This window comes from Nocardia sp. NPDC003693, from assembly GCF_053981095.1.
In genome coordinates, this window is record NZ_JBSFNO010000014.1 from 150,056 (window position 1) to 162,903 (window position 12,848).

Consider the following 12,848-nt stretch of genomic DNA (forward strand, 5'->3'; position numbering starts at 1 on the left):
CCCGCCTGTCTGTCAGGCGGGGTCGCGTCGTGCGTGGGTCGGATGTAGCTCAGACCGCGGGGGCCAGTTCCGGCTGCGCGGCCGGGGCGGTCGCCGTGCGCGGGGTGCGGTAGACGCCGATCCCGAGCAGGATCACCGCGGCGGCGGCCCAGGCCAGCAGGGTCAGCAGCGGGGCCGCGGCGCCCGCGCCGTCGAAGTAGGCGACCGAGCGCAGCAGGCTCGCGGCCGCGCCGGGCGGGAGCAGCTGGCCGATCGCGCCCCAGGGCTGCGGCAGCAGTTCGGGGGCGGAGGTGGCCGCGGAGAACGGGTTTCCGACCAGGAGCATGGTCAGGGCCGCCAGGCCGATGCCCGCGCGGCCGAGCGCCGCCGCGAGTCCGGTCACCGCGCCGGCCACCGCGAAGGAGACGAGTCCGGCGATGGCGGCCAGGGTCAGGTAGGAGCCGGGCAGGATCGACAGCCAGCCCTGGGCGATGGCCATGCTGAGCAGGCCGCCGGCCACGGCGAAGCTCACCAGGCCGAGACCGCGCTGCGCGACCGAGGGCACCAGCAGCGTCAGCAGCACGCCGGCGGCGATGCCGGACATGACCAGCGGCAGCACCATGGATCCGAAGCCGGCGCCGCGCGGATCGTCGGAATCGGCGGGCACCACGTCCTGCACGGCGGCGGCGGGCTGACCCGAGAGCTGTTGCGCGACGGCCGAGAGCTGTTGTGCGACGGCGGGACTCGCGGCCGAGGCGACCATGACCCGGGGCGCTCCCCCGCCGGTCACGATGGCGCCGTACACCTCTCGATCCTCGATGGCGGCGCGGGCGGCGGATTCGTCGGCGACAGTGCGGATCTCGAAGGCGCCGGAATCCTGCGCGGTGAGCTTCTGCTCGACCATGGCGGCCTGCGGCCCGGCGACCGCGAGGGGCAGATCACGCGGGGCGATGTTGGTGGCCGGCCAAGCGAACGCGATGAGCATGACCGCCTGGATGAGCGCTGCGGCCAGGCCGATGGCTACGGCCTTGCGTGTGGTGTTCATCTGTCCATCCCAAGAAAGCGAAGGTTCGTTCTTTTTGATGGGACAACCCTGACATTCCACTGTCAGCTTGTCAAGAACGGATATTCGTTTTACTTTTGACGCATGCCCCGAGTCAGCGAAGAACACCTGGAACGCCGCAGGCAGCAGATCCTGGACGCCGCGCAAACGTGCTTCGCCCGCAAGGGCCTCCACACCACGACCATGCAGGACGTCTTCGCCGAGTCCGGATTGTCGGCGGGCGCGGTCTACCGGTACTTCAAGTCCAAGGACGACATCATCGCGGCCCTGACCACCGAGGCCACGGTCGATCTGCGCGCCGCGCTCAGCGAGGCCGTCTACAGCGATCCGCTGCCCACTCCCCCGCAGCTCGTGCGCACCGTCGCCGAGTCGATCGTGCGGCTCAGCGGGCCGGGCGGGCCGGTGCGGCTCATCCCGCAGGCGTGGTCGCTGGCCCTGACCGACCCGAACATCGCCGACTACGTGCGGACCAACATCGGCGGCATGCGCCGGTTGTGGCTGGACTACGCCAACCGCATGCGCGAGGTCGGCTGGCTCGCCCCCGACGCCGACACCGACGCGGTCTCGCGCGCTTTCGTGGGGCTGCTACCGGGGTTCATTCTCCAGTCCCTGATCCTGGGCGACACCGATCCCGAGACCTTCGCGCGGGGCGTGGAGCAGATACTGCCGGCGTACCAGCCGCTGGCGGCGACATCCGAGGTGTCGCCGAACTGACGCCGGCGTAGCGGGGCCGTCCCGGCGGCACCGAACCACGAACGCCACCGCACAACTGGAAACAGCACTACGACGGGGTCGCGGTCCGCGATCTCGACGAGGCGGGATTCCGCACGCCGCCTCGTCCACCCGGGTCGTCGGCTCGTGTAAGTCCGCGTGCCAGCCTGATCCGATGTGCGGAACGGCCGCAACACCGAACAGTGTTGCGGCCGTTGGGAACTACTCTGCCCGACTCAGGCCAGCAGTCCCTGCCGGGCGCGGCCCGCGCCGGAGAGCACGAGCAGCAGCATGGTCGCGAACGGCTCGTCGTCCAGGCCCGCGGCCGGGAAGGTGTAGCGCAGGATGATGTCGGCCTGCTTGTCGTGCGCGACCAACGTGATCGAGCCGAACTGCAGGGCGGCGTTGCGTTCGGCGACGCGCTTGTGCAGCTGCGGTTTGAGCTGGCGGTCCCAGGCCAGCACGCAGGTCAGGGTGAGTACGTCCAGGCCGGGGGCCAGATTCACCCCGCGCAGCGAGCACAGCGCGCCGTCGAACTCGAAGCCGAGGCCGCCGTCCTCGACGCGGACGTCCACGTCGTACTTGGCCAGGCAGGCGCCGGCGCGGGCCTGCAGTTCCTCGGCGGTGGAGACGTCCTCGCTCACCTGACGCCGCCGAAGCGACGGTCCCGCTTGGCGTATTCGAGGCAGGCGGCCCACAGGTTGCGGCGGTCGAAGTCCGGGAAAAGCGTTTCCTGGAAGACGAATTCGGCGTAGGCGGACTGCCACATGAGGAAGTTCGAGGTGCGGAACTCACCCGAGGGGCGCAGGAACAGATCCACGTCCGGCATATCGGGTTCGTCGAGGAATCTGGCGATCGTGTCCTCGTTCACCTTCTCCGGGTCGATCTCACCCAGCTTGACCCGGCGCGCGATTTCCCGTGCCGCGTCCGCGATCTCGGCGCGACCGCCGTAGTTCACGCACATGGTCAGGGTCATCACCGTGTTGTCCTTGGTGAGCTCCTCGGCGACTTCCAGCTCCTTGATCACGCTGCGCCACAGGCGCGGTCGGCGTCCCGCCCAGCGCACCCGCACACCCATCTCGTGCATCTCGTCACGGCGGCGGCGGATGACGTCGCGGTTGAAGCCCATGAGGAACTTCACCTCGTCCGGGCTGCGCCGCCAGTTCTCGGTCGAGAACGCGTACGCCGAGAGCCACTTGACCCCGATCTCGATGCAGCCCTCGACGGTGTCCATGAGCACCGCCTCGCCGCGCTCGTGCCCCGCGGTGCGCGGCAGGCCCTGCTCCTGCGCCCACCGGCCGTTGCCGTCCATGACCAGCGCGACGTGCTTGGGCACGAATTCCGCCGGGATGGCGGGCGGGGTCGCCCCGGAGGGGTGCGGCGACGGCGGACGCACGTCGCGCAGGACGGTGGAGGGTTTGCGAGTACCGATCACGCCCACCATCCTGCCCGACGCGCGCAAGCCCCCGACGCCGCCCACGGCATTCCCCCAACCTCCGCCCAACTTCCCCACAATTCGGGCAGCTGGGGTGCGAGCCCGCCGCCCACTCGGCGGCACCTATATGACCGATCGCGACTGCCGGAAGCGCCGGCGACCTCTGGAAGGGACAGCGGCATTCACCATCGCTGACCGCCTGCGCATCGGGGCGACGCATCCAACCGGTGGCTGCGGCCCGCTCCCGTTCGCCGTCGACTATCTCGGCCCGACCGCTGATCAGCCGACGAAGTGACGGTCATCCGCCGTCACAGGCCGTGAGATTCGCGCGGCGAACGCGATCCGGCCGAACCGAGTAGGGGCAGCGAGCGAAGCACTGCCGCCATTCCTCCGGACATCGAGCTCTACCGCAGGGTGTCCAGTTCGCGGAGTAGTTCGGAGGCCTCGATCTCGCCGAGGCCGACGTACCAGGTCTGTTCCGGGCCGCCGAGGTCGTCCGGGAGTACGACGTTCTCGATGATCTGTTCCGGGATGCCCATGGGGTCGCGGCCGTCGATCCCCGGGGAGATGTAGAGCCTGACCTGGCCGCGATTGCCGGGCAGGGTGCGCAGGAAGCGGGTGGTGGAGCCGTTGTCGCCGTAACCCTTGGCCCAGCCGTAGCGGTTCAGGGCGAGCAGTCTGCCGGTCTGGACGGCGCTGCCCCGGAAGGCGTCCGGACCCTCCCGCAACTGCGAGGATTCCGCGTCGAAGTAGCGGCGCTCGAGCTGCTGGAAGGGTTGGGCCAGGCCGTAGTCGGCGAAGACCTCGGACCAGGTCTTGATGGAATCGCCCAGGTGCAGCGGATGTGCGATGCCGACCGAGGCGTCGTCGGGCAGTTCGATGCGGTCGTCGTCGATATCGGCGAGGGTGCCGTCGACATCGATGCGGAAGGCCACGCCGGGTGTGCCGTCGGCGTCGAAGGTCGCCCAGACCAGGCGGCGGGCGAGCTGTCGCAGCAGTGGATGGTCGATGTACAGCTCGCGCTGGGTGGCCGCACTCCAGCGACGGCGCTGCACCATGGCCGTTTCCATACGGATCGATTGATCGATGATGGCGGCCTTGAGCGCCTTCTTGAAGGAGGCGAACGCCGCGTGGGCCGCCGGTGCGCCCGGACCGTCGGTCGAACCTGGCCGGGGCAGACTCTCGCGCACGGTGCCGTCCGCCTCGCACACCATCGGATCCAGATCGTCGTCGAGGCCGATCACGAACTGCCGCGTGCCGTAATCCACGATGAACGTGCCGTGTTCGCTCAGGCCCAGATCCGGCACCGCGCGGTCGGCGAACTCGGCGGGTGACAGCCCGAACCCGGCGGCGAGGTCCCGCACGATCCCGTGTGCCCGCTCGCGCACCTGCGGCCAACTCGAGTTCTCCAGGGCCAGCTGAATATGCATGTGCGCGTTACGAGTTCCCATCAGCGCCAGCATGTCGAGCGCCTCGACCGCGCGGTTCACAGCTCGGTCGCCCTCGGCGAGCGTGCGCAGCCGGGCGGCGGTCTCGTCGTTGCCGAGCAGGCCGAGCGCTCGCAGCGGCCACATGTTGCGCTTGGCGGGGTACTTCGCCGCCACCCATTCGCGATAGAGCGCCCAGACGAAAACGCCGGTGGAGGCCGGGTCGAGGGCCGCGGCGGCGATCGCCACTCCCGGGTAGTCGTCGTCCGGTGAGCACATCATGAGCATGCTCACCAGGTGCTCCACCGCGGCCACCGGCACCACATCGGTGCTGTCCCGCAACCGGATTCGCGGCAGTTCCGCCACATCGAGCCAGGCCGGCGACTTCGGCACCCGAGTGGGCAGGCGCAACAGCGGATCCCGGTCGAGCATGGCGTCGATGACGGCGGCGACGTCGGCTCCGAAGCCGGCGGCCGCGGCGCGAATCAGCTCGCGGTGACCGTCCCGGTCCAGCGACCACAGCATCTGTTCGGCTTCGCGTCGTGCCTTGACGCCCTTGCCGACCGCGGCGGGGATCAGGTCCGGCACGGTGTCGGCGGCGTTGCGCTCGAACCACTTCCGCGCGGCGGCCGCGAGCAGGTCATCCCGCTCCAGCCACTCCAGCATGATGCCTGTGATCTCGGAGCCGACCATGGGCATCAGCAGCGGTACGCCGAAGTGCTCGTTGTGCCGCGCCGCGGCGAGCATCACGTCGGCCACATCGATCCCGAACCGGCCCAACAGCTTCCGGTGCGGGTCGTTGTGCTGGCCGTGTGGGCCGTTGGCCGGATAGTAGTAGATGTTGAAGCCGAAGAGCCGGTTCACCGGAACCTGCGCGAGCAGGGGTAGGTAGGGGCGCACCAGTTCGTCGGGTCCGGCGGCGAGTGCCTTGACCAGCGGATACTCGAATTCCGCCGCTGCCCGCTCGAGTTCCCGCGTCCACGCCTCCGAGGTTTCGGGCATGCGCCGGAGCCGGATACCGGCCCACTCTTCCTGTTCGCCCGGCAGCCATTTCAGCCGCACCGGGACCGGGGCGACATTCAGTTCGACCACGACCGGACGAGTCTTCTTGCGCGCCAACCAGGGTGGCGACGCCAGCACCTCCGGTAGCGAACCGATGCCGGCGTCGATCGATGAGTGCGTCAACTACTCCCCTGAGCTGCTTGCCGTTTGCCTTCGCCAGCAATGTATCCGCGCGGCCCGACACCCGGGCTCCCAGCGTGGTCAGCCGACGGAGGCGGACTCGGCGGCCTCGTGGGGGCGGGTGCGTTCGATCAGGGGGAGGGTCCGGAGCTGGCGTTCGAGGTGCCACTGGAGGTGGGCGGCTATCAGGCCGCTGGCCTGGCGGCGCATGTTGTCGGGGACCGCGTCCACGCCGGACCAGTCGCCGACGTTGAGGGCGACCATGTGTTCCAGGACGCCGAGGATGGGGGTGGCCGCGCCGGGCGGGCGGCAGTGCACGCAGACCGCGCCGCCGGCCGCGACGTGGAAGGCGCGGTGCGGGCCGGGGGTCGCGCAGCGGGCGCAGGCGTCTAGGGCGGGAGCCCAGCCCGCGAAACCCATGGCGCGCAACAGGAAGGCGTCGAGGATCAGTTCGTGGGGGCGGCGGCCCAGGGCGATCGCGCGCAGCGCGCCCGCGGTCAGGGTGTGCAGGCGGGGGGCGGGAGCGCGTTCCTCGCCGGCGAGGCGCTCGGCGGTCTCGAGCACGGCGCAGGCGGTGGTGTAGCGGCCGTAGTCGGCGACGATGTCCGAGGCGAAGGACTCCACCGTGTGCACCTGGGTCACGACGTCCAGGCTCCGCCCCGGATGCAGCTGCACGTCGATGTAGGCGAACGGCTCGAGCCGGGCCCCGAACTTGGACCTGGTCCGCCGCACCCCCTTGGCGACCGCGCGCACCAGCCCGTACTTGTGCGTCAGCAACGTGACGATGCGGTCGGCCTCGCCCAGCTTGTGCTGGCGGAGCACCACCGCGTTGTCTCTGTACAGCTGCACCGCAACAGTCTCGCACGCGACACCGACCGCGCACGCCCCGGTCATCGGCGTGCCCGCCCGAACCTCGCACCGTGCCCGATCTTGGCCGAAAGTGACATTGGACGTGTGACCAGAATCGCGCTACGTTTCCTGCTTACAGCTGGGAGACGGGACTCACATGACGATGGCGTCTATTGGTGAACTGGGGCTGGCGGAGCTGGCCGGCGCGCTCGCGCAGGGGAAGGTCACCTCGGTCGAGGCGACCGGGGCCGCGCTCGACCGGATCGAAGCGAGCCAGGCGGGCATGAACGCCTTCCGGGTGGTGCGCCGCGCGGCCGCGCTGGCCGAGGCCGCCGAGGCCGACCGCAAACTGGCCGCGGGCGAGCGGGCGCCGCTGCTCGGCGTCCCACTGGCCATCAAGGACGACACCGACATCGTCGGCAGCCCCACCGCTTTCGGGTGCGGCGGAAACTTCCCGGCCAAGACGCAGGACGCGGAAGCGGTTCGGCGGCTGCGGATCTCGGGCGCGGTGATCGTCGGCAAGACCAACACCTGCGAGCTCGGGCAGCTGCCGTTCACCAGCGGCGACGCCTTCGGCCACACCCGCAATCCCTGGGGCTCCGAGCGCACCCCGGGCGGCTCCTCGGGCGGATCGGCCGCGGCCGTGGCGGCCGGATTGGTGCCCGCCGCACTGGGTTCCGACGGCGCGGGCTCGGTCCGCATCCCGGCGTCCTGGAACAACCTGGTCGGCATCAAGCCCCAGCGCGGGCGCATCTCGACCTGGCCGCTGCCCGAGGCGTTCGAGGGCCTCACCGTGCACGGCCCCCTCGCCCGCACGGTGGCCGACGCGGCGCTGCTGCTCGACGCCGCCGCCGGCCCGCACGCCGGCGATCTGCACACCCCGCCCGCCCTGCGCGTCTCCGACGCCGTCGGCCGCGACCCCGGCCGCCTGCGCATAGCGCTGTCCCTGCGAATTCCGTTCACCGCCACCAGAACCCGCCTCGATCGCGAGGTGGAGGCGCGCGTGCACGCGACCGCCAACACCCTGCGCCGCCTGGGCCACGAGGTCACCGTGGCGGACCTGCACTACGGCGTCATGATGGGCGCGACCTTCCTGCCCCGCTCGATGGTCGGCATCCGCAAGGCCCTGGACGCGCTGCCCGGTGCGACGGTGGACCCGCGCACCGTCGCGAACGCGCGCACCGGCCGGATCCTGGGCCCCGCCCTGTTCGCCGCCCGCCACGCGGAAACCCTGCTGCGCATGCGAATCGGCCGGTTCTTCGATGACTACGACGTGGTCCTGGCCCCCACGACCGCCACCCCGCCCCCGGGCGTGCACGAGATCGACAACATCGGGAACTGGGCGACCGACGAGTTGATCACCGCCTGCTGCCCCTACACCTGGCCCTGGAACGTCCTGGGCTGGCCCGCGGTCAACGTCCCCGCGGGCTTCACCGCCGCCGGCCTCCCCGTAGGCGCCCAACTGATGGGCCCCGCCAACTCCGAGCCCCTACTGGTTTCCGTTGCCGCCCAACTGGAATCGGAACTGAAGTGGCACCGGCACCGCCCCGCCGACTGGTGGAGCGCCCCCGCCGCCTAGAACCCCAGGCGCCCCAGCTGTTTCGGGTCGCGCTGCCAATCCTTGGCCACCTTCACGTGCAGGTGCAGGTAGATCCGGGTGCCGAGGATGTGTTCGATCTGCTTGCGGGCGGCGGTCCCGACCTCCTTGAGGCGGGCGCCGCCCTTGCCGATGATGATCGCCTTCTGGCTGGGGCGTTCGACGTACAGCAGGGCGTGCACGTCGAGCATGCCCTCGTGCGAGCGCTTGCCGTCGGCCTCGGTGTCCTCGTTCTCCTCGCGTTCGAGGATGTCCTCGATCACGACGGCGAGCGAATGCGGGAGCTCGTTGTCCAGACCTTCGAGGGCGGCCTCGCGGATGAGCTCGGCCATGAGGGTTTCCTCGGGCTCGTCGGTCAGCTCGCCGTCGGGGTAGAACGCCGGTCCCTCGGGCATTTTCGAGGCGATGACGTCGACCAGGATCTCGACCTGTTCACCCTTGACCGCGGACACCGGCACGATCTCGGCCTCGGGCCCGAGCAGCTCCGAGACCGCCATGAGCTGGTGCGCGATCGCGTCGCGGCTCACCTTGTCGATCTTGGTGACCACGCCGATCACGGTGGTCTTGGGCGCCATGGTCTTGACCTGCTCGACGATCCACCGGTCGCCGGGCCCGATCTTCTCGTCCGCCGGAATGCAGATGGCGATGACGTCGACCTCGGAATAGGTGTCGCGCACCAGGTCGTTGAGCCGCTGCCCCAGCAGCGTGCGCGGCCGGTGCAGCCCGGGGGTATCCACCAGGATCAGCTGCGTGTGGTCGCGGTGCACGATGCCGCGAATGGTGTGCCGGGTGGTCTGCGGCCGCGAGGAGGTGATCGCGATCTTCTGCCCCACCAGGGCATTGGTGAGCGTGGACTTGCCGGTGTTGGGCCGCCCGACGAAACAGACGAAGCCCGAACGGAATTCGTCCTTCTTACCCTTGCTCACTCGAACACCTCCGACTCGGTTTCCAGATCGAAGCCCGCGGGAATCCCGGGCCGGGTGGCCGGATCGCCCTCGACCGGGGATTCGATGATCTCGAACACCGCGCCCTTGGCGTCGGTGAACACCACGCGGGCCGCGGGCGAGACCTCGCGCACCGCCGCGACGCCGGCGTCGGAGAACCGCCCCGCCACGACCACGGCCGCCTCGAATCCCTCTGCGCCACTGGAGATCGCGGCCGCGACCGCGGCCTGCAGCGCGGTCAGGCGCAGGTTCTCCAGCGTGACCTCACCGGCCGCGTAGGTGCGGCCGTCGGTATCGCGGATGGCCGCGCCCCCGCTGCCGCCGGTGCGCCCCATCGCGCCGCGGGCCAGGGTCAGCAATTTGCCGTCCTCGGCGTCCAGTTCCGTCATCGGGTTACTCCGTCCTCGTGCGCGCCGTCCGAAAGACGTTCGGCCGCTTCGGTCTTGGCTTTGGCGCTCTGGTCGCCGGTCGAGTGCGGCGCGGTATCGCCCGGCGCCGGCTTCGCACCGGGTTCGGCGGCGCGACGCACCACCACGGTGTGCACGCGCACGCGCCCGCGGGCGTCCGCCCCGCCCTCGCCGCGCAATTGCAGTCCGTACATGACGGCCTTGGAACCCGGCAGCGGCACCCTGCCCAGCGCGTGCCCGAGCAGGCCGCCGACGGTGTCGACGTCCTCGTCCTCGATCTCCATGCCGAACAGTTCGCCGAGGTCCTCGACCGGAAGCCGGGCCGAGACCCGGTATTTGCCGGGCCCGATCTCCTCGACCGGCGCGGTCTCGTCGGTGTCGTACTCGTCGGCGATCTCCCCGACGATCTCCTCGAGGACGTCCTCGATGGTGACCAGCCCGGCGATACCGCCGTATTCGTCCACCAGCACCGCCATGTGGTTGCGGCGGCGCTGCATCTCATCGAGCAGGGCGTCCAGCGGCTTGGAGTCGGGCATGAAGACCGCGGGCCGCATGACGTCGGCGACCTTCACCTTCTTGGCCCGATCCGCGTACAGCACCAGGTCTTTGAGGTATACGACGCCGAGAATGTCGTCGACGTTCTCCCCCACCACCGGAATTCGCGAATGCCCCGACCGCACCGCGAGCGACATCGCCTGTGCGGCGGTCTTGTCCGACTCGATCCACACCATCTCGGTGCGCGGCACCATGACCGCGCGGGCGGGCGTCTCGCCGAGTTCGAAGACCGACTGGATCATCCGGCGTTCCTCGTCGTCCACCACGCCGCGCTCGCCGGCCAGATCGACCACCTCGCGCAGCTCGATCTCGGATGCGAAGGGGCCGTTGCGAAATCCCTTACCGGGGGTGATGGCGTTGCCGAGCAGGATCAGCAGTCGGCTGATGGGTCCCAGCAGCGTGCCGATGGCCTGCAACGGCAGCGAGGCGCCCAGCGCCAGCGAGTAGGCGTGCTGGCGGCCGAGTGTGCGCGGCCCGACCCCGATCACCAGGTAGTCGACCAGCACCATGACGGCCGCGGTGACCACCAGGGCCTGCACCTCGGGCAGCCAGTCCATGAGGACCGCGGCGAGCAGCACCGTGGCGCTGATCTCGCACAGCACCCGCAGCAGCACCATGAGATTCACGTAGCGCGGGCGGTCGGCGATGATGCGCGTCAACCGCACCGCGCCCGAGCGATCCGCGCGCACCAGATCGTCGACGCGCGCGGGAGAGATCGTGTTCAGCGCCGAGTCCAGCGCCGCGAAAACACCGCCGGCCGGCACGAGCACGATCGCCAGCAGCAGCAGAACGAGAGAATTCACGCGGGGTCCAGCGGATCACCGGAATCGGTGAATCCGGTCTTGCCCAGCAGTCGCCGATCCCGCTCGGCGAGTTCTTCCCGGATCCGGGCTTCGCGCTGGTTCTCGTACCAGCCCTCCAGGAGCGAGGCCTGCAGGGCGAACATCTCCTTCTCCTCCTCCGGCTCGGCGTGGTCGTAGCCGAGCAGGTGGAGTACGCCGTGCACGGTCAGCAGCGCGAGCTCGTGATCCATGGAGTGCCCGGCCTTCTCGGCCTGCTGCGCCGCGAATTCGGGGCAGAGCACGATGTCGCCGAGCATGGAAGGGCCGGGCTCGGCGGCATCGGGCCGCCCGCCCGGCTCCAGCTCGTCCATGGGGAACGACATGACGTCGGTCGGACCGGGTAGATCCATCCAGCGCATGTGCAGGTCTGCCATGGTGTCGAGATCCACCAGCACCATCGACAGCTCCGCGGCCGAGTGCACGTCCATCTGACCGATCGCGAAGCGCGCGACACTGATCAGTTCTTCTTCGGATACCTCGATACCCGATTCGTTGGCGATCTCGATACTCACCCGCTCAGCCTATCGGCCGAGATCAGTGTCGCCCCTCCCGGCTCGCGGCACGCCGCTGCGCACGGTTGCCCGGGTAGTGCGAAACCTGCGGGCGGGTGTCTGTCTCCCACCGGTCGTAGGCGTCGACGATCTCCGCGACCAGCCGGTGCCGCACGACATCGCTGCTGGTCAGCTCGGCGACGTGGATGTCGTCGATATCGCCCAGCACCTCGACCGCCGCGCGCAGCCCCGACCGCGAGCCACCGGGTAGGTCGACCTGGGTGACGTCGCCCGTCACCACGATCTTGGACCCGAAGCCCAGGCGGGTGAGGAACATCTTCATCTGCTCGGCCGTGGTGTTCTGCGCCTCGTCGAGGATGATGAACGCGTCGTTCAGCGTGCGGCCGCGCATGTACGCCAGCGGCGCGACCTCGATGACCCCGGCCGCCATGAGCTTGGGAATGGCCTCGGGATCCATCATGTCGTGCAGCGCGTCGTAGAGCGGGCGCAGGTACGGGTCGATCTTCTCGTTGAGCGTGCCCGGCAGGAAGCCGAGCCGCTCGCCCGCCTCGACGGCCGGCCGGGTGAGGATGATGCGGGTGACCTGCTTGGTCTGCAGCGCCTGCACGGCCTTGGCCATGGCCAGGTACGTCTTGCCGGTACCGGCCGGGCCCACGCCGAACACGATGGTGTGCTTGTCGATGGCGTCGACATAGCGCTTCTGGTTCAACGTCTTCGGGCGGATGGTCTTGCCGCGCCGGGACAGGATGTCCAGGCTCAGCACCTCGGCCGGTGAGTCCGAGGACCCCTCGGTGAGCATGGAGTGGGTGTGCCGCACCGCTTCGGGGGTGACGACGCGATTGCGCGCGGTGAGCGCGACCAGCTGTGCGATCACGCGTTCGGCGAGGGCCACGTCGGCGGGTTTGCCGGTGAGGGTGACCGAGTTGCCGCGGACATGGATGTCGGCCGCGAGGAGGCGCTCGAGTTCACGCAGGTTCTCATCAGCCGAACCCAGGAAACCGAATACCGACTCGGGTGCCAATTCAATGCTGGAGCGTACGGTCCGGCCCGCCGGACCCGTCACGTTGTCGCCGACGCCGCCGTTGGACACGGGGCTGTTCTGGTCGCCGATTTTGCCTGGTGTACTCAAAAGTGGCTATAGCCTGCTTCCCGGTCTCGAGCCTCACTTCGTTGATGGAAAGTTTACCGCCGTACCCCGACAGCGCCCAGTGAATAAGGGGCTACCCGGACTGTGCGGCACAACCGCCGCACCCCTGCGGCCTGGGCGTTATCGGTTTCGTGGGTGTTCCCCGAGGGCGAAATCCCAAACCCCATCGAAAGTAGGATTTCCGGCGGGGCCCGGTGT

General features: G+C 69.7%; 12 protein-coding genes. 2 read left to right on the top strand and 10 right to left on the bottom strand.

The genetic code is table 11. From position 1 onward, the window contains the following. Positions 1-49: 49 nt before the first annotated feature. Positions 50-1,024, bottom strand: coding sequence for a hypothetical protein (locus tag ACWDOP_RS17945; protein WP_454201254.1), 975 nt, complete (start codon positions 1,022-1,024; stop codon positions 50-52). A gap of 102 nt (positions 1,025-1,126) precedes the next feature. On the opposite strand from ACWDOP_RS17945, the gene ACWDOP_RS17950 reads away from it, so the two are divergent. Beyond that, positions 1,127-1,756, top strand: coding sequence for a TetR/AcrR family transcriptional regulator (locus ACWDOP_RS17950; RefSeq protein WP_454201255.1), 630 nt, complete (start codon positions 1,127-1,129; stop codon positions 1,754-1,756). A gap of 233 nt (positions 1,757-1,989) precedes the next feature. Here the strand turns inward: ACWDOP_RS17950 and ACWDOP_RS17955 are convergent, their stop codons facing one another. From ACWDOP_RS17955 to recO, 4 genes are all read right to left on the bottom strand, one after another. Beyond that, a complete protein-coding gene (locus tag ACWDOP_RS17955) occupies positions 1,990-2,397 on the bottom strand; it encodes a hypothetical protein (RefSeq protein WP_454201256.1) in 408 nt (135 codons plus the stop codon). Continuing rightward, positions 2,394-3,197, bottom strand: coding sequence for an isoprenyl transferase (locus ACWDOP_RS17960; RefSeq protein ID WP_456346023.1), 804 nt, complete (start codon positions 3,195-3,197; stop codon positions 2,394-2,396). Before ACWDOP_RS17960 ends, ACWDOP_RS17955 begins: the two co-directional genes overlap by 4 nt. A 395-nt stretch (positions 3,198-3,592) precedes the next feature. Beyond that, positions 3,593-5,800 carry a DUF4132 domain-containing protein gene (locus tag ACWDOP_RS17965; RefSeq protein WP_456345987.1) on the bottom strand — a complete coding sequence of 736 codons (2,208 nt, stop codon included), beginning with the start codon at positions 5,798-5,800 and terminating at the stop codon, positions 3,593-3,595. A gap of 78 nt (positions 5,801-5,878) precedes the next feature. Continuing rightward, on the bottom strand, positions 5,879-6,646 hold the full coding sequence (gene recO, locus ACWDOP_RS17970) for a DNA repair protein RecO (protein WP_454201258.1): 768 nt from the start codon (positions 6,644-6,646) through the stop codon (positions 5,879-5,881). A 163-nt stretch (positions 6,647-6,809) separates the two neighbouring features. Between recO and ACWDOP_RS17975 the strand changes: the two genes are divergently transcribed. Next, positions 6,810-8,225 (top strand): amidase, encoded by a 1,416-nt coding sequence (locus ACWDOP_RS17975; protein WP_456345988.1) that lies wholly within the window; start codon positions 6,810-6,812, stop codon positions 8,223-8,225. Here the strand turns inward: ACWDOP_RS17975 and era are convergent. The 5 genes from era to ACWDOP_RS18000 are packed head-to-tail and all read right to left on the bottom strand — an operon-like array spanning position 8,222 to position 12,593. Beyond that, positions 8,222-9,169, bottom strand: coding sequence for a GTPase Era (gene era / locus ACWDOP_RS17980; RefSeq protein WP_456345989.1), 948 nt, complete (start codon positions 9,167-9,169; stop codon positions 8,222-8,224). The genes ACWDOP_RS17975 and era overlap by 4 nt on opposite strands. Continuing rightward, a complete protein-coding gene (locus tag ACWDOP_RS17985) occupies positions 9,166-9,576 on the bottom strand; it encodes a cytidine deaminase (protein WP_454201261.1) in 411 nt (136 codons plus the stop codon). Before ACWDOP_RS17985 ends, era begins: the two co-directional genes overlap by 4 nt. Beyond that, positions 9,573-10,952, bottom strand: a complete 1,380-nt coding sequence (locus tag ACWDOP_RS17990; RefSeq protein ID WP_456345990.1) for a hemolysin family protein — start codon at positions 10,950-10,952, stop codon at positions 9,573-9,575. The genes ACWDOP_RS17985 and ACWDOP_RS17990 overlap by 4 nt, the downstream gene beginning before the upstream one ends. Then, positions 10,949-11,503, bottom strand: coding sequence for an rRNA maturation RNase YbeY (gene ybeY / locus ACWDOP_RS17995; protein WP_454201263.1), 555 nt, complete (start codon positions 11,501-11,503; stop codon positions 10,949-10,951). The genes ACWDOP_RS17990 and ybeY overlap by 4 nt, the downstream gene beginning before the upstream one ends. Before the next feature lie 22 nt (positions 11,504-11,525). Further along, the gene (locus ACWDOP_RS18000; RefSeq protein WP_454201264.1) at positions 11,526-12,593 is read right to left on the bottom strand and encodes a PhoH family protein; all 1,068 of its coding nucleotides are present in this window, start codon (positions 12,591-12,593) and stop codon (positions 11,526-11,528) included. Positions 12,594-12,848: the final 255 nt, after the last annotated feature.

Bases quoted from the DNA above. Each gene is read 5' to 3' on its own strand.
- ACWDOP_RS17975 (WP_456345988.1), top strand. From the start codon at position 6,810: ATGGCGTCTATTGGTGAACTGGGGCTGGCGGAGCTGGCCGGCGCGCTC.
- ACWDOP_RS17945 (WP_454201254.1), bottom strand. From the start codon at position 1,024: ATGAACACCACACGCAAGGCCGTAGCCATCGGCCTGGCCGCAGCGCTC.
- ACWDOP_RS17960 (WP_456346023.1), bottom strand. From the start codon at position 3,197: ATGGTGGGCGTGATCGGTACTCGCAAACCCTCCACCGTCCTGCGCGAC.
- ACWDOP_RS17950 (WP_454201255.1), top strand. From the start codon at position 1,127: ATGCCCCGAGTCAGCGAAGAACACCTGGAACGCCGCAGGCAGCAGATC.
- ACWDOP_RS17985 (WP_454201261.1), bottom strand. From the start codon at position 9,576: ATGACGGAACTGGACGCCGAGGACGGCAAATTGCTGACCCTGGCCCGC.